Annotated in this window: 20 protein-coding genes and 1 pseudogene; 6 read left to right on the top strand and 15 right to left on the bottom strand. The window is 70.5% G+C overall.

Going from position 1 to position 18,685, the window contains the following annotated elements; all coding sequences use genetic code 11:
• The 5 genes from BMY89_RS14205 to BMY89_RS14185 all read right to left on the bottom strand — a co-directional run.
• Positions 1-355: ArsR/SmtB family transcription factor (locus BMY89_RS14205; protein ID WP_092380429.1), on the bottom strand; the 355-nt coding region annotated here is incomplete at its 3' end.
• A 408-nt stretch (positions 356-763) separates the two neighbouring features.
• Positions 764-1,318: a DUF3618 domain-containing protein gene (locus BMY89_RS14200; protein ID WP_232521328.1), complete on the bottom strand. Its 555-nt coding sequence runs from the start codon at positions 1,316-1,318 to the stop codon at positions 764-766.
• Between the two features lie 46 nt (positions 1,319-1,364).
• Positions 1,365-1,820: a phage holin family protein gene (locus BMY89_RS14195; RefSeq protein WP_092380285.1), complete on the bottom strand. Its 456-nt coding sequence runs from the start codon at positions 1,818-1,820 to the stop codon at positions 1,365-1,367.
• The gene (locus BMY89_RS14190) at positions 1,817-2,380 is read right to left on the bottom strand and encodes a hypothetical protein (RefSeq protein ID WP_092380283.1); all 564 of its coding nucleotides are present in this window, start codon (positions 2,378-2,380) and stop codon (positions 1,817-1,819) included. Before BMY89_RS14190 ends, BMY89_RS14195 begins: the two co-directional genes overlap by 4 nt.
• Before the next feature lie 181 nt (positions 2,381-2,561).
• Positions 2,562-3,206 carry a response regulator gene (locus BMY89_RS14185; RefSeq protein WP_092380427.1) on the bottom strand — a complete coding sequence of 215 codons (645 nt, stop codon included), beginning with the start codon at positions 3,204-3,206 and terminating at the stop codon, positions 2,562-2,564.
• A gap of 72 nt (positions 3,207-3,278) precedes the next feature.
• Here BMY89_RS14185 and BMY89_RS14180 point away from each other — a divergent pair, with 72 nt between their 5' ends.
• On the top strand, positions 3,279-3,920 hold the full coding sequence (locus tag BMY89_RS14180; RefSeq protein ID WP_198414002.1) for a sensor histidine kinase: 642 nt from the start codon (positions 3,279-3,281) through the stop codon (positions 3,918-3,920).
• Positions 3,921-3,996: 76 nt separating this feature from the next.
• Here BMY89_RS14180 and BMY89_RS14175 read toward each other — a convergent pair whose 3' ends face one another.
• The 8 genes and pseudogenes from BMY89_RS14175 to BMY89_RS31465 all read right to left on the bottom strand — a co-directional run.
• A complete protein-coding gene (locus tag BMY89_RS14175; protein ID WP_139217940.1) occupies positions 3,997-5,205 on the bottom strand; it encodes a putative manganese transporter in 1,209 nt (402 codons plus the stop codon).
• 87 nt (positions 5,206-5,292) lie between these two features.
• Positions 5,293-6,126, bottom strand: a complete 834-nt coding sequence (locus tag BMY89_RS14170; RefSeq protein WP_092380278.1) for a manganese catalase — start codon at positions 6,124-6,126, stop codon at positions 5,293-5,295.
• 151 nt (positions 6,127-6,277) lie between these two features.
• Complete coding sequence (locus tag BMY89_RS14165) at positions 6,278-6,883, bottom strand: DUF1775 domain-containing protein (protein WP_111313806.1); 606 nt, start codon at positions 6,881-6,883, stop codon at positions 6,278-6,280.
• On the bottom strand, positions 6,880-8,583 hold the full coding sequence (locus BMY89_RS14160) for a copper resistance CopC/CopD family protein (protein WP_170147652.1): 1,704 nt from the start codon (positions 8,581-8,583) through the stop codon (positions 6,880-6,882). Before BMY89_RS14160 ends, BMY89_RS14165 begins: the two co-directional genes overlap by 4 nt.
• A gap of 79 nt (positions 8,584-8,662) precedes the next feature.
• The gene (locus tag BMY89_RS14155; RefSeq protein ID WP_092380272.1) at positions 8,663-9,373 is read right to left on the bottom strand and encodes a DUF1775 domain-containing protein; all 711 of its coding nucleotides are present in this window, start codon (positions 9,371-9,373) and stop codon (positions 8,663-8,665) included.
• Positions 9,374-9,513: 140 nt separating this feature from the next.
• A complete protein-coding gene (locus BMY89_RS14150; protein WP_092380270.1) occupies positions 9,514-9,945 on the bottom strand; it encodes a hypothetical protein in 432 nt (143 codons plus the stop codon).
• Positions 9,946-10,194: 249 nt separating this feature from the next.
• The gene (locus BMY89_RS14145) at positions 10,195-11,133 is read right to left on the bottom strand and encodes a mechanosensitive ion channel family protein (RefSeq protein WP_092380268.1); all 939 of its coding nucleotides are present in this window, start codon (positions 11,131-11,133) and stop codon (positions 10,195-10,197) included.
• Between the two features lie 102 nt (positions 11,134-11,235).
• Positions 11,236-11,376, bottom strand: a pseudogene (locus tag BMY89_RS31465) (SulP family inorganic anion transporter); the annotation flags it as partial.
• Between BMY89_RS31465 and BMY89_RS30900 the strand changes: the two are divergent.
• Both BMY89_RS30900 and BMY89_RS14135 read left to right on the top strand, forming a co-directional pair.
• A complete protein-coding gene (locus tag BMY89_RS30900; RefSeq protein WP_232521329.1) occupies positions 11,348-11,488 on the top strand; it encodes a hypothetical protein in 141 nt (46 codons plus the stop codon). The pseudogene BMY89_RS31465 and the gene BMY89_RS30900 sit on opposite strands and share 29 nt — an antisense overlap.
• 55 nt (positions 11,489-11,543) lie before the next feature.
• Complete coding sequence (locus BMY89_RS14135; RefSeq protein WP_092380266.1) at positions 11,544-13,130, top strand: peptide chain release factor 3; 1,587 nt, start codon at positions 11,544-11,546, stop codon at positions 13,128-13,130.
• A 49-nt stretch (positions 13,131-13,179) separates the two neighbouring features.
• On the opposite strand, the gene BMY89_RS14130 is transcribed toward BMY89_RS14135, so the two are convergent.
• Positions 13,180-15,171, bottom strand: a complete 1,992-nt coding sequence (locus tag BMY89_RS14130) for an acyl-CoA dehydrogenase family protein (RefSeq protein WP_092380425.1) — start codon at positions 15,169-15,171, stop codon at positions 13,180-13,182.
• 204 nt (positions 15,172-15,375) lie between these two features.
• On the bottom strand, positions 15,376-15,756 hold the full coding sequence (locus tag BMY89_RS14125; RefSeq protein ID WP_139217939.1) for an AMIN-like domain-containing (lipo)protein: 381 nt from the start codon (positions 15,754-15,756) through the stop codon (positions 15,376-15,378).
• Positions 15,757-16,348: 592 nt separating this feature from the next.
• On the opposite strand from BMY89_RS14125, the gene BMY89_RS14120 reads away from it, so the two are divergent.
• From BMY89_RS14120 to BMY89_RS14110, 3 genes are all read left to right on the top strand, one after another.
• Positions 16,349-16,768 (top strand): Hsp20/alpha crystallin family protein, encoded by a 420-nt coding sequence (locus BMY89_RS14120; protein ID WP_092380262.1) that lies wholly within the window; start codon positions 16,349-16,351, stop codon positions 16,766-16,768.
• Positions 16,769-16,859: 91 nt separating this feature from the next.
• Positions 16,860-18,017 (top strand): ABC transporter ATP-binding protein, encoded by a 1,158-nt coding sequence (locus BMY89_RS14115; RefSeq protein WP_092380260.1) that lies wholly within the window; start codon positions 16,860-16,862, stop codon positions 18,015-18,017.
• Positions 18,018-18,242: 225 nt separating this feature from the next.
• On the top strand, positions 18,243-18,671 hold the full coding sequence (locus tag BMY89_RS14110) for a Fur family transcriptional regulator (protein ID WP_232521309.1): 429 nt from the start codon (positions 18,243-18,245) through the stop codon (positions 18,669-18,671).
• The last annotated feature ends 14 nt before the right edge of the window (positions 18,672-18,685 follow it).

Below are 18,685 nucleotides of genomic sequence, written 5' to 3'. Positions count from 1 at the left end.
TGGGTCGTTTGCGGGGTGGGGTGAGTAGGTCGGCGATGGCGGCGATGGCGGTGGGTACGAGGCGGTAGTAGGCCCATACGCCGCGCTTGTCGCGTTCGAGGAGGCCGGCTTCGGTGAGGATGCGGAGGTGGTGGCTGACGGTGGGTTGGGAGAGGCCGAGTGGTGCGGTGAGGTCGCTGACGGATGCTTCGCCGTTGGGGGCGGATTGGATGAGGCTGAGTAGGCGGAGTCGGGCGGGGTCGGCGAATGCTTTGAGGACTCCGGCGAGTTTTTCGGCGTCGGCGCGTTTTATGGGTTCGCCGGCGAGTGGTGAGATGGCTGGTGAGGCGGTCTTCGCTGTTTTCACGTCGTCCATGGTGCCATCAACGCCATCGATCGTCCGGTGAACCGAAAGCACAGGTGAGCGGGAACACCAATCGAGCGGCAGTCGGGATTCCTCGCGTCAAGCATGAGGATTTCGCACGACAGTCAATGCCACGTCTCGTCGCCCCGCAGATTTCGTACTGCGTTCGGGGCGGGTGGCCAAACCAATATTTCGACAAGTATCAGTCGGCGTGGCATCAGCACCGTCGCCCGCACCCCGCCCCAGACCCGTGCCCGCCTGCACCGGGGGGAGCACGACGGCACCGGCAGTGGTGGCAGCGCCGGTGGTCTGTACCGAGCGGTCACGACCTGGCTGCGACCGGTTCGGACGGACGGCGCCACCCCGTACGAGGTGGCGCCGTCCACGCGAATGCCTGGCGTCTCTCCAGTTCGCGCACCGTCACTGGCGGCGGATGTTCTCCTTGGCCTCTGCCGCCTGCCCGCGCAGTTCCCCGGTGGCGGACTGTCCCTGCTCACGCACTGCCGAGGCGCCACTGGCCGCCCGGTCCTTCACCGCGTCGGCTGCGTCCTGCGCGGGCTGGCGTAGGTTGTCCTGCATCTGGTGGGCAGCGGAGTTCAGCTGTTGCTTGATCTCCTCGGAGTGCTCGGTCACCTTGCCCTTCGCCTGACCGGCGGCCCGTCGCTCGGGCTCGGACGGCGGCAGCAGGGAAGAGATCAGAGCACCGAGCCCGAACGCGATGAGTCCAGCGGCCAACGGACTGCCCTGGGTGCCCTCGCGCTGTTTCTGCTGAAGCGTTCCCACCGTCTCCCTGGCCTGGGACCCGGCCGCGGCGACCTGGTGGGCAGCCGACGAGGTCTTCGCGCGGCTGATCTGACCCGTGTGGGCAGCGCCGCCCATGATCCGATCTTTGATCGCGGATAGCCGGCCCCGCGTGTCGTGCATCTTTCGGCTGGCGACCCGACGCGGATCGACCTTGTCGGTCAACACGTCCACATCGCCGCTGAGACGGGCGCGGGTGACCTCGATATCGGAGCGGATGTCATCTGGATCGGCTGTCACCGTTATTCCTCCCTGCCTGCTGTCGGTCGGTGAAGGCGCCCGGGATCCTGCGGGCCGTTTCGGTGGTACGGGGTAGACCGGCTTGCACCCGACGAAGCCGACCGCGCGCCACCGTGAACAGGACCGCGCCGATGACGGCCCACACTCCGGCGACGATCAGCGCCGCCCACCCCTGATCCATCACGTTCGCCAGCGCCCACCAGAGCGCGTACGACAGGAACAGCAGGAGCATGAACCCCGCTAGTGCGGCGCCACCGAACATGCCGGCGGCTTGACCGGCGGTGCGCACCTCCTGACGTACCTCAGCCTTGGCGAGTTCAACCTCCTGACGCACGAGCGTGGCCATGTCACGGGTGACGTCACCGAGCAGTTCACCGAGGGATGCCTGCGTCCGGTCGGGCGGAGCGTCGGCTCGGCCTCGTGGCGAGGCACTCATGTGCCCACCTCACCCCGGTAGGACGGCGGAGGTTGTTGTTCCGCGGGCCCGCCGGCACCTGCCTCGCCGTCGGCGGCGAGGCTGCGGGTCAATCGACCGGCCAGCATCCCGGCCACCGCCGCCCCAGCCAGGAACAGACCGGGCCGGCGGCGCGCGAAGTCGCGTACCTCCGCCACCACCGCCCCGGGCTCCCGCTCGTCCAGCCATTCCGCGGCCCGGTGGGCCTGCTCCGCCGCCTGTCGGGCCAGGTCACCGGCAAGCCCGTGCCGCTCGTCCCGGCTGGACATCGACTCCAGTTCGTCGCCCAGTGACCGGAGCCCGGCGGCTGCGCGTTTCTGCTGGGTGTCGGCCTGCTGGTTGAGTTGGTTGGCGGCCTCGCCGAGCAGGTGGCGCACCTGCCGGTTCGCCTCTGCGGCAGTGGCCTTGCCCTCCTCGACCGCACCGTGCGCCACCTCGCCGCCCGCATGCTGCACGGTGTGCGCGGCCGCGGGTGCCTGCGACCGAGCCGCCTGCACCTTCGACTGGGCGCCGCCCGTTGTCGGGCTCTGTTGCTTGGTCATCTGTGTGCCCCCTCTGTGGGCGGAACCAGATCGGTCAGCCGGATCGGCGGATACCCCAAACCGCGCAGCTCACGCCCCTTCCAACCAGGGCTGCCCACTTGTTGATCAATGGACGGGAGTGGCGGTCGAGGTGCTCGCCGAGCGGTGCATCGACCCTCGGCGACGGCGAAGCACCGGGGGCTCACAGCAGGCCGGCGATGCCGGCCATGGCAGCTGCCTCCGTCCGGTTCGACACCCTGAGCTTGCGCAGCAAAGCCGCGGTCATCCACTTGACCGTGCGGTCGGACAGGTGCAGCCTTTCGGCGATCTCCACCGTCCGGCAGCCCTTGGCAATAAGCTGGAGTAGCTGGCGTTCGCCGTCGTCGAGTACGGCCGTCGCGGGCAGGCCGCCCTGCGTCGGCCGGAGCATGGCGTTCAGCAGTCCTGCGGGCAGCACGGCCCATCCGTCCAGCACCGCCATCAGCGGCGGCAGCAGTTCTTCCGGTTCGCTGCTCTTCGGTAGGTAGCCGTCAGCGCCGGCCCGCAGAGCCTGGGCCATGAGGTCGGTCTCGTCCAGACCAGAGAACGCGACGACCCGGACTTTCGGTGTGGTCCGTCGGATAGCGGCGATGGCGCGGATCCCGCCGGGCGGAGGCATGTGCAGGTCGACCAGGGCCAGATCGGGTAGACAGCGGCGGACCAGGGCAGCGGCGGCGGCCGCGTCGCCCGTCGAGCCGACGACGCGTGCCCGCCCCTGAGTGCTGGCGGGGAGCAGCAGTTCGAGGCCACGGACGAAAAGAGGATGGTCATCGACCAACACGAGGCGGAGTGTCGCCGACTGGGGCACGTGGGGCCGTTTCCCGATCGTGGCCCGATCATGCCCTCGACTCCGGAGAACGGCAGTCCCGTCGGAAACGGAGTGTCGGCCGATCTTGGCACCCACTCGCTGATGCTGCGGACGCTCTGTCATGAGCTGCGGTCCCCGATCGAGTCGCTGCGCGCGTTGACCAGGGCTCTGGCCGACGAGCCGGGAGCGCTCGACCCGGCGCGACGACAGGACGTCGCGGTGCTGGCGCATCAGCAGGCGACGTATCTGGAGAGTCTGTGGCGGCGCGCGACGTCGGTGCTGCAGAGTCTGGCGGAGCCGGTCGACCAGCCGGTACCGCTGGCCGATGTGTTGCTGGTCGCGGTTGCGTCCGTAGCGGCGCCCCGGTTGATGGTTCGGCTGAGCAACGGTGCCAGCCGGCGGCTGGTACCTGCCCACCGGGTTCGTCAGATCCTCGTCAACCTGGTGGACAACGCCCTGCGTCATGGCCCCACCGAAGGCCGGGTACGGGTGTCTGCCACGGTGCGGGCGGACAACCTGGTGCTGGTGGTGACGGACGAGGGAAGAACCTGTCGGCCTTTGCTGGACGCGCTGCGCCGCACCACGCCGCCTCCGGGTATGTCCGGGCTCGGACTGTGGATCGTGCGGCATCTGGTCACCGCCGACGGCGGCACGATCACCGCATCTCGTAACGATCGCGGGGTCGCGGTCCGGGTGGTGCTGCCCGCACCGTAAGGTGCTGCCCGCACCGTGAGGTGCCGCCCGCCCGGAGCCCATCGGCCCCCGGAAGACAAGCACCGGCAGGTCCGGGTCAGTCGAGGAGTGCGAGCAGCGCCAGCCCGACGAGGATCGCCGGGATTGTGGTGACCACGGTTGCCGTGGCGGCAGCGCGGCGGCGCAGGGCGGCGAGCGGTATCAGGGCGTCGCCGTCCTGGCTGATGGCGTTGGCCACGAGGGCTGTCACGGGAAGCCCACCGGCGACGAACGTGCTGGTGAAGACGATCTGGACGGCACACCCGGGGATGAGTCCGATCAGCGCGCCGACGAGTACCCCGATCGCCCCGGCGAGCGCCAGCTGTGAGCCGTCGAAGCCGGTGGTGCTGCTGAGAAGCTGCCAGCCCAGGTAGGCGACCGCGACCCAGACGGTGATGAACGAGGCCTCGTGTGCGCTGTGCCGCATTGCCTCCCGCCTGCTCTGGGGCGTGGCGGTGTCAACGGTGTCGTCGGCGAGCCGACCCCGGGCGTTGGCGAAGACGAGAAGCGCGATGAGGGTGCCGCAGCAGCCAAGGGCGAGGTAGGGGTCGATCCCGCCGAGTGCGCGGGCGAGCTGCTGCGGATCGACGGCGTGGAACACGACCGGCACGGACACCAGGAAGGCCGGGGTGGTGAGGCCCCAGAAGGCCAGTGAGATCCGTGCCGGCCGCGGCGGCGGTGCGGCGGCTGCCCGGGGTCCGGACGGTGGCGCTGGCTCGGGGCGGGTGGCCAGCACCAGCCCGGCTCGGCTGGCGACGCTGGCCGGGCCGTCCACGGCGGGCGGTCGGCCAAACCCACCAGGCGATGTGGATGCGTACCCGGATGCGATGGGCCGTCGCCGGTCGGCACGCCACGGCCACCCGGGCAGTGCCCTCGCTGGCTCGACGCCGAGCAGGTCGACGGCGTACCCGGTGGCCAGACCGACGGCGAAGAGCAGAGCGTGGATCTTGAGGGCGAACTCGGGATCCGCGGCGATTATCACCCAGGAGGAATCGCCCATCGTCGCCGCGAGGGCGGCCACGGCGGTCCCGAACGAGACCTTGCCGCGCGCGTACAGGGGCATGAGAATGATCGCGCCGCCGCAGCCGGGAGTGACCCCGAGCAGCGCGCCGACCAGCGGCCCGAGCCGGGGGCGACGGGTGAGACCGTCGGTGACCCGGTCGCCATACCGCCAGCGCAGCCAGCCGAAGAGCGCGACCATGACCGCGACATAGACTCCGACCTGCATGAACGCGTCCGCCAGCGGGCGCGCCAGAAATTCGATCATGACGTTGTCTCCCCGGTGGGCGTGCTGGTCCGCCACCGCGACGACGGACCAGCACGGCGGAACGGTTAACCGACGTCAGTCGGCTGATCAGTTGCCGAGCGGCGGGGTGCAGTGCAGTCGCGGGTCGCCGGGGGGTAGCTCCGGGGCACCCGCGTGCGCCGTCGGGGTCGACTGGTAGCTGAACTGTCCCTTGCCGTCCGGGGTCGGGCCGGAGGCCCACCGTCCCTCGGCCGCCTCCTCACCGGAGGAGAAGTCGATGTACTGGTAGGCGAACTGGTTCTCCTGCTCAGCGTCGAGGAATGCCTCGGGGACCGGCATCTCTTCCAGGCCGTCGTCCTTGAGCTGTTCGATGGCGGCGAGCCACATGTTCTGGTGCATGGTGTCGCGGGCCAGCAGGAAGCGCAGCAGCTGCTTGACACCCGGATCGTCGGTCATGTGGAACAGTCGGGCGACCTGCAGCCGGCCCTGTGCCTCCGCGGTGACGTTGAGGTGGAAATCGGCGAGCAGGTTGCCGCTGGCGGTGATGAAGGCACCGTTCCACGGCACCCCGTTGCTGTCCGCCGGCAGTGGGCCGCCGCCGGAGTGGATGAAGTGTGCTGGATTCGCCCCGGCGTAGATCGCGGTCAGCATCGGATTGTCCTCGGCGGCCGCCTCCTGTATCGACAGCGGTGCGCTGTCCAGCAGGCGGGCGATCATCGTGCAGATCATCTCGACGTGGCCCATCTCCTCGGTGCCGACGTCGAGTAGCAGATCCTTGTACTTGCCGGGCAGCCGGCAGTTCCAGCCCTGGAAGAGGTACTGGTTGGCGACGGTCATCTCGCCCCACTTGCCCCCCAGCACCTCCTGGAGGCGGCGGGCGAAGGCGGCGTCGGGAGCATCCGGCTTGGCCTCGAACTGCAGGTCCTTGACATGGCTGAACACGGCGTCCTCCTTGTGTCGGTGGCGTCCGTGCGCGTACCCGTTGCTCCGGCCCCAGGGGGCCAACCGGCGGCCCGGTGGGGTCAGCGAGCCGCAAGGCCGTGCGGGCCGTGGGACCTGCTCCCGCGGGCCCGGCGGCGAGCCTTACCGCCCGCTACCCCCGCCGGGCGAACACCGCTCCCGCCGCTGCCGCGGCGGCGACGAACCCGGCGAGTACGGCAAGCGCCTGCGGCAGGGTGGCACCTCGGTCGGCAGCCGCGGTCGGCGTCGGGTTGCCGGTCGCGTCGGGGTGGGCCGCAAGGACGGCGTTGGTGGCGACCAGCCGGGGCGCGGGATGTTCGCTGTCGGCCGTGATGTCGATCCAGGCGTACGACCCGCCGTCGGCGCACCGCTGCAGCGCGGGGAAGTGCAGCGTGTCGCCCGGGCGGGCGACGATCCGAACCGTGACACCCAGCTCGCCGGTCTCCAGGCCGGCTCCGGTGAACGTGACGCGGTCACCGGCGACCCCGGCGGACCAGCCGCCCGGCGTGACGGTAGCGGTCGCGGTCACTCCGGTCGGCAGGGTGACGACCATTTCGGTGGTGGGTGAGTCGTCGCAGCTGTGGTCGAAGCCGAACGTCAGGGTCGCGGTGCCGTCGCCGTTCGGCTGCGCCCCGGCCACCTCGACGTGCGCGGCGGCGGGTGCGGTACCCAGCGCCAGGTAGGTGATCACGGTTGCTGCCGCCACCACAGACGCCCGGGTCCACCGGCCCGCGCTCATCGGACGTCCACGGTGAACCGGCCGACCGGGCTGTCGTACTTGGACGTGCGCACGCTGACCTGGACCACCCAGGAGCCGGCGAGGGGCAGGTCGACGACCGCCTCGTAGCGACCCGGACCGGTGTGCGCGAGCGTCCGCTCCAGCGGACCGACGTCCATCGCGGGCAGCAGGACCGTCAGCTTCGGTTCGTCGACCGGGACGACGGGTTGACCGGCTGCGTCGAGCAGTTCCAGCTCCATCGAGTTCACTCCTACCGTGCCCGGAGTGAACCGGGCCAGCGCCCGGCCCGGCCCGAGCGGCGCCTCCACCACGAGCGGGTGGTCTCTGGTGTCCACGGGGCGGGGGGCGGGATCGGTGACCGGGCTCTGCGTTACCAGAAACCCGGTCGCGGCGACGACGGCGACCAGCAGTGACGCCTCGAACCGGACGGTGCGGCGCAGCAGCCGCCACGCCTTGGGCGGGCCGTCGTCGCGGTCGGCGGCCACGATGCGGGGCACCAGGCGGAACCGGTTGTGCGCGGCGACGGCGAGGACCACGGCGGTCAACCCGACCTTGGTGAGCAGGGCAAGGCCGTACGGGGTGCTCCACAGCGCCTCCCACGACCGCAGGATGCGCCAACCGAGCAGCAGGCCGGCGACGCCGAGCAGGGCGACGAGGACAGCGGCGGTGCGGGAGAACGCCGACACCGTCCGCGCCGCCGCGCCCGCCGTCAGGTCGGCCGAGCGGGTGAGTACCCAGGGCAGGGCGGCCAGCCCGCCCAGCCACACGCCGGCGGTCGTCACGTGCAGGATGTCGGCCGGGACGAGCAGCCAGGTCGGGCCGTACGTGCGGGTGTGCCCGACCAGGGCGACCGCGCCCCACGCGAGGGCGACGCCGGCGAACGTCACGGAGGTCAGCGCCGTTCGTCTGGCGGTCGACGCCGGGGTGGGTTCCGCGTCGGCCGTGGTCTCCGCGGATCGGGGGGACCACGTCCGGTTGGTTGCCCACAGCGCTGCGCCCAGGCCGATGACCACCAGCAGGGAGCTCAGGCCCTCGTCCGAGGAGAGGCCGGCCCTCCACAGTGAACTGTCGACCAGGCCGGCCAGGTGCCGGCCGTCCTGCCAGGCCGGGACGGCCGGCACCAGGACCAGCCGCGCCAGCACGGTCAGTCCCGCCGACCAGCCGGCGAGCCGCAGCAGCCGGCGTCGCAGGACCGGTGCGTCGGTGCGCAGCATGACCAGCAGGAAGACCAGCAGGCCCGCGCTGACCAGCAGGCCGAGGTAGGCGGCGGCCTCGGCCGCCTGGCGCAGGAGGTCCAGCGCGGGGCCCGGACGGCTCACCGGCACTGGCACGGCCGCCGTGTTCGGCGCGCCGACGGCGAAGCTGAACCCACCCGACACGGGATGGCTGTCGGCCGAGATCACCCGGAAGGTCACGATGTAGGTGCCGTCGGGAAGGTTCGGCGGAACGGCGAGGAGCACCGTCGTGTCCACCGACCGGCTGTCGGCGGAGACCTCGTCACCGGCCGCGTCGAGGAGTCGGACCCCACCCGGGCGTACCGTCACCGGCTCGTTGAAGGTCAGCGTGACCTCGGCCGGGACGGTCGCCAGCACGGCCCCGTCCGCCGGGTCGGTGCCCAGCAGGACCGCGTGGGCGGCCGCGGGCGCCGCCGGGACGACGGCGGCCACCAGGCCGAGCAGGCCGGCGAGCCCGGTGGACACCGTCCACCGCGCCCACCGGCCCGGACTCGACCATCCCGCCGCCGGGGTGCCGCGTGGCCTCACCTGCGCCGCCGGCCGGTCAGGCGGCTTTACGGGTACGCAGCAGCGCGAGCCCGCCGGTCACCAGACCCAGCGCGCCGAGCACCAGGGCGATCCAGCCGACCACTCCGGTGCCGTTGCCGCTGGACCCGGTGGTCTGGCTCACCGGCTGGGCCGCTGGCTGCGGGCTGGCGTCGGCGGGCTCCGCCTTCGCGGTGAGTACGAAGCTCGGCGCGGGGTGCTCCAACTCGTCGGCGTCCTGTCCGGCGGCGGGCAGCTCCACCCAGGGCGTCTCACCCTGCTCGCAGGTCTGCACGGCGGGGAACGCCAGCGTCTCGCCGGGGGCGTCGGGCAGCTTCAGCGACAGCTCGAAGGTGTCCCGCAGATCGTCCGCGAGCGGCGTCTTCGCGGTGTAGACGACCTCGGCGACCCGCTGGGTGACCTCGTTGCCGTGGCTGTCCTTGACTGGCGGATTCAGGTCCGCCATGACCTTCTGCACCGTCCAGTTCGGATTCACGGTCGGGGTGACCGAGACGATCTGCTCGGGAATCCTGATGGAGACCTTCGTCGTGGCGGATCCGTCGCAGCCGTGCGGTACGCCGAGCGTCAGCACCGTGTAGGAACCTGCGGTGGTGACCGACGGGCTGACCGTGACGTGCGCGCCGGCTGGCGACCCGGTGAGCGCCACCGTGGCAGCGGCGAAGAGTCCGAGCGCACCGATCCGCGCGATCTGGCGACGTGTCTGAGCCATGGCGGGACGACCTTTCGGGGGGACGGTGCCGAGACCCGTCGCTGCGGCACGCACATTCGTCTAGTCGCGGCAACCCGCCCCGAGTTCCCGCTCGGCCCCCGAATCTCAGAATGTGGCTGGCCCGGTCCACCAGGAGGCCGTCACCGCCACACGGTCACCCGGCTGGCCACCAGCGCCTTCTGCCCCTCGAACGGGCGGTACGCCTCCCGGTCGGACAGGCGGTGGTGGGCCGCGAGGTCACGGTACGAGAAACGGACGACCGTACCCTCGACGGTGACCAACTGCGGCGGGGACGCATCGACGGCCTGCTCGGTCAGCACGAGGAGCGTGCCCTCGGTCAGGTCGACGTCCCGTACCACGAGCGCGTCGTCGACGATCCGGTCGACGGCCGCGGTGACGGTCATCTGGTCGCCGACCGCGACCCGCGTCAGAGTGCTCGGCGGGCTCGTAGCCCCGGGCCGGGCTGGCGGGTCGGCCACCGGCTCGTGGGTGCAACCTGTGACGACCAGGACGGCCGCCAGGCCGGTGGCGATCGCCGCCCGTCGGATGCCGTGCTGGTTGGTCATGCTCATCGCCTCCCTCGTCACGCCGCCGAAAAGGTGCCTGTTCCCAGAGATGCCCGGGGGAATGACGGCAGCCGCGCGAACGCATGACGGTCGCGTGACATTGCGGCATCGGACCGTGTCAGCCGATTGACCAGCGTTTTCCTCGTCCGGGCCGGGGGTAGCGCGATAGTCGACCGGGCGGTGATCGCGGCATGAGCCGCCCACGAGGTGCCCCGCGTCCGGCCCAGGACACGAGCATCCCGGCGCTGGGAACGGTTACTGCGGTCGAGGGTCGTCGTGTTGCCCGCCGATGGTGGGGTTGGCCCGTGCGGGCGGGTGGACGGTGATGTCCTGGGTGACGGAGGCCACGCGCAGTCCGTGTTCGGCTAGGCGGTCCAGGACGCGGCGGGTGACCTGGTCCTTGACCTGACGAGCGGAGCGCACGGGCACGACGAAGCGTGCGGTCAGCTCCACCCAGTTCGGGGTGGCCCGGACGAAGACCCGCGCGTCGACCTCTGCTTCGGCGACGGGGTATCGGTGCCGCATCTGGCTGATCGCGCGCTGCGCCTCGGCGGTGGCGGAGGTCGATTCGGCCTCCTCGTGCAGGATCCGTTCGGCCAGGTGCCAGTCCGACTGGTACGGGATGGGCAGGGTGAGTTCCTCCCAGAGGTGATCGAGCACGGTACTGCTGTTGTAGACGGGCGTGGTGAACACGAACCGGTTGGACAGGGACACGACCCGCCCGGTGTACTGCCGTCCCCGGATCCAGGACTCCGGGTCGGTGGACGACCCGCTCTCCAGGATCCGGGTACGCAGCGGCGTGATGTCGAGGACGTCGCCGCGTACGCCGCACATCTGGATCCGATCGCCCACCCGGTACTGGCGTCCGGTGAGGATGCTGATCCAGCCGGCGAACGCCCCGATGACCTCCTGCATCGCCAGGGCCAGGCCAACGGCTGCCAGACCGACGACCAGGCCGATCCGCCCGGCGAACGGTCGCCAGAGAACGGCCAGACCGATCAGCAGTACCGCGACCGTGACGTAGTGCAGCGCCTTACGCAGGTAGTAGCGGTTGTGCGCGTCGTCCACCCGGCGGGTGGACAGGCGGCCTGCGATGATCGCGAGCAGGACCGCCACCACGATCATGGCGATGCTGGTCACCAGCCGGCCGGTCACCGTGCGGGTGTCCCACATCGCATCGAGGAATGCATCCATGGGTTGTCCCGGTGTCACTGATGATGCGTCGCCCTGACCCTAGACGCGGGCCCAGGAGCCTGGCCGGTGTTTCCGTGGCCTTCCCCCGCTCGGGCACGGTCAGGCGATCGCGTCGGTCGCCGTGCTGATCATCGCCGGCCGACCACCGCAGATCGAGACCAGGGCCATGGTGAACGAGGCGAACAGCCCGACGCGGGGATCCACCCCGGCCAGGATGGAGAAGCTGATCGCCTCGGGAATCAGTGCCGGGCATCCGGGGCTCGACGTGGTGCCGGCTAGCCTGGAAGACAGTCGACCGGTGGACCGGACTGATCCTGCGCGCGATCCGCTACCGAGCGGGGCGACCCTGACGTGAGGGGTATTGTGCCGGTTCGGCGGATCGAGCAGAAGTGGGGTGGGGAGTGCCGGCGATGGCAACCACGACCGGCGTCGCCGCCGAGGCGGCCCGGCGGCGAACATTCGCGGTGATCTCGCACCCCGATGCCGGGAAGTCCACCATCACCGAGGCGCTCGCCCTGCACGCCCAGGTGATCGGGGAGGCCGGCGCGGTGCACGGCAAGGCCGGCCGCAAGGGTGTGGTCTCCGACTGGATGGCGATGGAGCAGCAGCGCGGCATCTCGATCACCTCCGCCGTCCTGCAGTTCGCCTACCGCGACCTGGTCGTGAACCTGCTCGACACCCCCGGGCACGCCGATTTCTCGGAGGACACCTACCGGGTCCTCACCGCCGTGGACTGTGCCGTGATGCTCCTCGACGCCGCCAAGGGCCTCGAACCGCAGACCCTGAAGCTGTTCGAGGTCTGCCGCGCCCGCCGGATTCCCGTCATCACCTTCATCAACAAGTGGGACCGTCCCGGCCGCGAACCTCTCGCCCTGCTGGACGAGATCGAACAACGGATCAAGTTGCGCCCCACGCCGGTCACCTGGCCGGTCGGCGTCGCCGGAGAGTTCCATGGTGTCGTCGACCGTCGCACCGGTCAGATGACCGCCTTCCGCCGCACCCCTGGCGGTGCCACCGCGGCCATCGAGGAGCACCTCGACCCGGAGCAGGCGGCGCGACGCTACGGCCAGGACTGGCACCGCACGATCGAGGAGCTGGAGCTGCTCGCCCTCACCGGGGCCGATCACGACCAGGCCGCCTTCGCCGCGGCCACCAGCACTCCGGTCCTGTTCGGCGCCGCGGTCGCCAACTTCGGCGTACGGCAACTGCTCGACGTCCTCGCCACCCATGCTCCCGCACCCGGCCCACGGCCCGACGTCACCGGCACACCGCGACCGGTCGATGCCCCGTTCGCCGGCTTTGTCTTCAAGATCCAAGCCAACATGAACAAGGCCCACCGCGACCAGCTCGCCTTCATCCGGGTCTGCTCGGGGCGGTTCACCCGTGGCATGAGCGTCACCCACGCGGGCACCGGCCGGCCCTTCGCCACCAAGTACGCCCAGCAGATGTTCGGCGCCAACCGGGAGACCATCGACGAGGCGTACCCCGGCGACGTGATCGGTCTGGTCAACGCCACCGCCCTCGGCATCGGCGACACCCTGCACGACGGCCCGGCCGTGACGTTCCCGCCGCTGCCGTCGTTCGTCCCCGAGCACTTCGCCGTGCTCCGGGCCGCCGACTCCTCCACCTTCAAACGCTTCCGCCGCGGCGTCGAACAGCTCGACGCCGAAGGCGTCGTCCAGGTCCTGCGCTCCGACCGCCGCGGCGAGCAGGCGCCCGTCCTCGCCGCCGTCGGGCCCATGCAGTTCGAGGTCGCCGTCGCCCGCCTCGACGTCGAGTTCGGTGTCACCACCCGGCTGGAACACCTGCCCTACCAGGTGGCCCGTCGCACCGACGCCGACAGCGAGGAACGACTACGCGGCGTCGGTGACGCCGAGGTGCTGACCCGTGTGCGGGACGGTGCCCTGCTCGCCCTGTTCACCAGCGGCTGGCGGATGCGTTCCATCGGCGACAGTCGCCCCGGTCTGACCCTGGACGAACTCCCCGCCGCCGGTTAGCCGCCGGCGGGTTCACACGCTCCGGCCGACGCCCGGCCGACCGCCCGGCCTACGCCGGGATCGCCTGCGGATCAGCGGCGGCGTCATGGGCCGCCATGGTCTCCTGCCGGCCGGATTCCTCGCGCAGGATGGCGCAGTGCAGCCAGGAGTCCGGGATGGCGAAGCCGTCCACGAGCGTCCGCAGGTGCGGACGCAGCTCCTTGAGCAGGCCGTTGACCACTGCGGTGATCGCCTTGGAGCGGGCCGGGGTGAGCCGGCCGTGCTCCAGGAGCCATCCCTTGTTGGCCTCGATGACGCTGAGCGCGTAGAGGTCACAGACGCGGGAGAGCAGCGCCCTGACCGCCGGGTCCGTGGTGTTCTCGATGCCGGCGACGAACGCCTCCAGGGTGACCCGGTCGATGTGTGCGGCGGCGACCGTGAGGACATGGTCCTGGACGTCGTTGAAGATGTCGAAGGGGTGGTCCTTCTTGGCAGCCGCACCGTTGCGGAGGCGGCGGATGGCGCCTTCGAGGAGGTGGTCCTCGCGGTCCTCGAACACCTTCAGCTGCCAGCCCCGGTCGGTGACGGCGATCTCCTCGTCGCGGCCGGGCACGGCGCTGATCAGCCGCTGGATGAGTGACCGCGCGGCGGTGCGCTCGAGCACCATCTCCCGAACCTGCTCGGCCACGAACGAGGCGCGTCCCCAGCCGTCCAGCGAGCCGAACTCGTCCCGGTAGCCGGTGAGCAGCCCCTTGGCCACCAGCTGTAGCAGGACCGTGTTGTCGCCCTCGAACGTGGTGAAGACGTCGGTGTCGGCCTTGAGACTGGGTAGCCGGTTCTCGGCCAGGTAGCCGGCGCCGCCGCAGGCCTCGCGGCACATCTGGATGGTGCGGGTGGCGTGCCAGGTCTGCGCGGCCTTGAGACCGGCGGCACGCGATTCCAGCTCCCGCTGCCGGTGCTCGTCGGGCGGGCCGTCGCCGCCCTGCACCTCATTGAGCGCGGCGACCAGTTCGGCCTGGGCGAAGGTCAACGCGTACGTGGTCGCCAGGGCGGGCAGCAGCTTGCGCTGGTGGGCCAGGTAGTCGTTGAGCAGTACCTCGCGCTCCGAGTCGGGCCGGTCGAACTGGCGGCGGACGTCGCCGTAGCGGACCGCGATGGTCAGCGCCGACTTGGTGGCCGCCGACGCGGCGCCGCCCACGCTTACCCTGCCGCGGACCAGGGTGCCGAGCATGGTGAAGAAGCGCCGTGAGTCGTTCTCGATCGGGCTGGAGTACGTGCCGTCCTGCGCGACCTGACCGTAGCGGTCCAGCAGCATGTCCCGCGGCACCCGCACGTGGTCGAAGCTGAGTCGCCCGTTGTCCACGCCGAGCAGGCCGGCCTTGGGCCCCGCGTCGCCGATGGTCACGCCGGGCATCGGGTTGCCCTGCGCGTCGCGGATCGGGACCAGCCACGCGTGTACGCCGTACCCCCGTCCCTGGGTGTTCAGCTGCGCGAAGACCACCGCCATCCGCCCGTCCCTGGCCGCGTTGCCGATGTAGTCCTTGCGGGCCGCCTCGTGCGGGGTGTGCAGGTCGAAGGTCTGCGTCTGCGGGTCGTACGTGCAGGTGGTGCGCAGCTGCTGGACGTCGGAGCCGTGGCCGGTCTCGGTCATCGCGAAGCAGCCGAGGGTCTTCGCGGAGACGATGTCCCGAAGGTGGGCGTCGTGGTGCCGCCGGGTGCCGAGCGCCAGGACGGCGCCGCCGAACAGGCCCCACTGCACGCCCGCCTTGACCATCAGGGACAGGTCGACCTGCGCCAGCATCTCGCAGGCGACGATCGACCCGCCGACGTCGGATCTGCCGCCGTACTCGGTGGGGAAGGCCGATGCGATACCCATCTCGACGGGTAGTTCGGTGAGCAACCGGCTGATCCGCTCACGTGCCTGGTCGCCGGTCTCGCCGTAAACCGGGAGGAAGCGGGCGTCGAGGCCGTCCCGGTGCGCGTCGCGGACCTCGGCCCACGGTCCGTCGAGCACTTCCTGCAGGCGGGCGAGGTCGATGGGGCCGGGCACGTGACTGAGCATGGTCACCTCGGGGAGGCTTGCGGGTACAGCTCGTACCCAGCCAAGCGTACCGATCCGCCCCGGTTGCCCGGTGAACAATGCGGCGGTGAGACTAGCGCCACCTCACCAGCAAGAACGACCTCTGTCAGGCGGCCATGTCGCATCGTCGTGCGCGATGAGTTGATGGTCATATCTCCTCCCGGCTGTGTTCCTGACCTCACGACCTCATGCCGCGACGTCGAGGTATATGCGCCCGGGGGTGCCCGGAATCTCCCCGACTCGGAACCCGACCACGTCATCGAGCCCGAGTGCGACGTTCAGGACCCCTTCGTAGTCGCCGTTGACGACATAGCCGCGCAGCATCGGATATCCGAACGTCCTGCGCCGCGGCGTGACCGGGTCGCCGGTGTCGCTGTGAGCCTGAGCTGGTTCGAACCTGATCTGCAGGTACCGGCGGCCCGGCATCCGGACGGTGCGCCCGGAGGCATCTGCGGTGACGGTGTCGACGTAGCGGACCCGGTACCCGGGCAAACTCCCGGCGAAATCGAAGGTGATCCGGTCGTACCCGGAGTGCGTTGCCGACCTGATCCGCAGCAGTGTCGGCACCGGCGGTACCGGAACGGATCGGTCGATCGCGAGCGGACCGGTGCTCCAACCGGCCGATGCTTCGCTGCCTGGCCGGGTGGTCGGTGACGTCGTGTGGGTGCTCGGGTCGGTCGGCGCCGATGCACCTGGACTGCCGGTCTGGGCCGGGCCGGCGTTGTCGTGGCCGCGGTTGCCGCAACCGCCCAACACACCGGCAGTCGCGATGCACAACAGTGCGGCGGTGACTGCCCTGCTCAACCGCCTCATTACCCTCGCCTCCCCGGCCTGGGCTGCGATCTCCCGATGGATTCCGGCACCTTCCAGCGTGGCCGATGCGGCCCACCGCCAGCCAGGGCCGGTCGGGCTCTGTCCTGGGTCCTTCGCCTCTGCGGGGCCGCGCCAGGCCGACATCTGCTCTCGCCACGGCCGGATGCTCGTGCAGGAGGTTGCGCCGGGTCTGTGGCTGCACGGCTCGTCGGTCGGATTCGTGAGTTGTCCTCCGGCCTGTTCCGGTGCGCGCTGAAAGGCCCGTCGGGACGGGCCGATCGGCCCTGCCCGGTCTGGGGGCGGCGAGTTCGGATGGAGATGACGACGAGACGACAAGGAGGTCGTGATGTCGACAATCGCACGCTTCAGGGGCGGCGCGTTGGCGCCGTTCGACTGGGCCAACCTCTCCCTGTTCCCGCTGCTCGCGCAGGGCATCCGGGTCGAGGACTACCTGGCAGATGACCAGTACGTCATCCGTGCCGAGATGCCCGGGGTCGACCCGGCCAAGGACGTCCGGATCACCGTCGCAGACGGCGAACTGCGGCTCGACGTGGCGCGCAAGGAGTCCACCCACCTGGACAAGACCCGCTCCGAGTTCCACTACGGGACCTTCTTCCGGATGATCCCGCTGCCGAGAGGCGTCGTGGAGAAGAGCATCACCGCCCGATACGTCGACGGGATCCTTGAGATCACGGCGAAGGTGGGCGAGCCCACGTCCACCGCTAAGGAGATCTTGGTCAAGGTCGAGAACGGAAAGAAGAGCTGATCGAGGTCCCGGGGCCGGCTCCCACGCCGGCCTCGGGGCGCAGCTCGGCGTGGCCCTCATGGGCACCGGCAAGACCGAAGGGAGAAGCACCATGGCGACGGTTCGGCTCGACAACGTGACCAAGGTGTTCCCAGGCGGAGCCCGCGTGCTCGACGGAGTGAGCCTCAGCGTGCACGAGGGCGAGTTCCTGGTGCTGGTGGGGCCATCGGGTTGCGGCAAGTCGACGGTGCTGCGCATCGTCGCCGGTCTCGAGGAGGCGACCTGCGGCACGGTCTTGATCGACGACGAGGTCGTCGACCACGTCGCGCCGAAGGAGCGCGACGTGGCCATGGTGTTTCAGAACTATGCGCTGTACCCGCATCTGTCCGTGCGGGACAACCTCGCGTTCAGCATGCGTCTCCGTCACGTCCCTGCCCGTGTCCGCGAGCAGCGCGTCCTGGACGTGGCGCATCTGCTGGGCATCGACGAGTTACTCGACCGCAAGCCGAAGGCGCTGTCCGGAGGGCAACGGCAGCGGGTGGCGACCGGTCGCGCCATCGTTCGGGATCCGCACGTGCTGCTCATGGACGAGCCGTTGTCCAACCTGGACGCGCAGCTACGGGTCACGATGCGTGCCGAGCTGCGACGCCTGCATGCCGAGCGCCGCACCACCACGATCTACGTCACCCACGACCAGGTCGAGGCGATGACTCTCGGTGATCGTATCGCCGTGCTCGAGGGCGGCCGCGTGCATCAGATCGGCACCCCGCACGACCTCTACCACCGGCCGGTCAACGCGTTCGTCGCCGGCTTCATCGGCTCGCCGAGCATGAACCTCACCCAGGTGCCGGTGAGCGCCGGCGATCCGCCGATGCTCCAGGTCGCCGGACGGCAGTGGCCGATACCCGCCACGCTCGCCGGGTCACTCGCCACGCTCGCCGGCGACTCGGTCCTGCTCGGCCTGCGGCCGGACGCGTTCACCTGGCCGGCTCCGGAATCGGCTCCCACGCTGGACGTCACTGTGGCCGCCGTCGAGTTCCTCGGCGGCGCCACGCTGGTGTTCTTCGAACCGCCCGGTGAACCTTGGCACACGGCGGCCGCCGGCGATCCGGCAGCCAACCTCTGGACCGCCCGACTGGGCGGCAACGCCGCGGTCCGGGTAGGGGAGCGCCGGACGTTCGGAGTCGACCTCGGCTCCGCGTACCTCTTCGACGCTGAGGAGGGCCGGGCGCTCCGGTGCGAGGAGGTGAGGATGGCCGTGCCGGCCTGAACTGTTGTGATCTTCATCTTCCGTTCAGCCCGTCATGGGGGTGGGTACGCGTTCGGCGCGGGTATGGTCGACCCGAGCATCTTTGCCCCGAGATGGTGGCCTCTGTCGACCCGTGTCTTGGTCGTGACGCCGGGCTGTCCTACCATCCGGCGCCGGGTCTGCCTCGACGGGTTTGCGGCCGGCGCAAACTTGATTGATTCCAGAAGAGTGGCTATCGTCGGCGCCGTGACGTCCGACTTCGAGGCTCAGTTGCGGGCGGTCTCATTGCGCGTGACCCGGCCCCGGTTGGCGGTGCTGGCCGCGCTGCGCGACCACCCGCACATCGACACCGACACGGTGATCAAGCTGGTGCGCGCCGATCATCCCACGGTCTCCCACCAGGCGATCTACGATGTGCTGCGGGCACTGCGCGACGCTGGTCTGGTGCGGCGCATCCAGCCTGCCGGAGCGACCGCCCGGTACGAGTCCCGGGTGGGCGACAACCACCACCACGTCGTGTGCCGCTCCTGTGGCGCGGTCGCCGATGTCGACTGCCCTGTCGGCCACGCTCCCTGTCTCACCGCCTCGGATGACCACGGTTTCGTGGTCGACGAGGCGGAGGTCGTCTACTGGGGCACCTGCCCCGACTGCGCGACCGGACGCACCACCCAATGATCCGCCAGTTCGGA

Source organism: Micromonospora phaseoli (genome assembly GCF_900109115.1).
In the GTDB taxonomy this organism is placed as follows: domain Bacteria; phylum Actinomycetota; class Actinomycetes; order Mycobacteriales; family Micromonosporaceae; genus Micromonospora; species Micromonospora phaseoli.
This window is presented reverse-complemented; position numbering and strand designations above follow the sequence as displayed.

Excerpts from the sequence above, each read along its gene's own strand:
- BMY89_RS14195 (WP_092380285.1), bottom strand. The coding sequence starts at position 1,820 with ATGAGTGCCTCGCCACGAGGCCGAGCCGACGCTCCGCCCGACCGGACG.
- BMY89_RS14190 (WP_092380283.1), bottom strand. The coding sequence starts at position 2,380 with ATGACCAAGCAACAGAGCCCGACAACGGGCGGCGCCCAGTCGAAGGTG.
- BMY89_RS14175 (WP_139217940.1), bottom strand. The coding sequence starts at position 5,205 with ATGATCGAATTTCTGGCGCGCCCGCTGGCGGACGCGTTCATGCAGGTC.
- BMY89_RS14165 (WP_111313806.1), bottom strand. The coding sequence starts at position 6,883 with ATGAGCGCGGGCCGGTGGACCCGGGCGTCTGTGGTGGCGGCAGCAACC.
- BMY89_RS14155 (WP_092380272.1), bottom strand. The coding sequence starts at position 9,373 with ATGGCTCAGACACGTCGCCAGATCGCGCGGATCGGTGCGCTCGGACTC.
- BMY89_RS14150 (WP_092380270.1), bottom strand. The coding sequence starts at position 9,945 with ATGAGCATGACCAACCAGCACGGCATCCGACGGGCGGCGATCGCCACC.
- BMY89_RS14145 (WP_092380268.1), bottom strand. The coding sequence starts at position 11,133 with ATGGATGCATTCCTCGATGCGATGTGGGACACCCGCACGGTGACCGGC.
- BMY89_RS30900 (WP_232521329.1), top strand. The coding sequence starts at position 11,348 with ATGGAGAAGCTGATCGCCTCGGGAATCAGTGCCGGGCATCCGGGGCTC.
- BMY89_RS14135 (WP_092380266.1), top strand. The coding sequence starts at position 11,544 with ATGGCAACCACGACCGGCGTCGCCGCCGAGGCGGCCCGGCGGCGAACA.
- BMY89_RS14130 (WP_092380425.1), bottom strand. The coding sequence starts at position 15,171 with ATGCTCAGTCACGTGCCCGGCCCCATCGACCTCGCCCGCCTGCAGGAA.
- BMY89_RS14120 (WP_092380262.1), top strand. The coding sequence starts at position 16,349 with ATGTCGACAATCGCACGCTTCAGGGGCGGCGCGTTGGCGCCGTTCGAC.
- BMY89_RS14115 (WP_092380260.1), top strand. The coding sequence starts at position 16,860 with ATGGCGACGGTTCGGCTCGACAACGTGACCAAGGTGTTCCCAGGCGGA.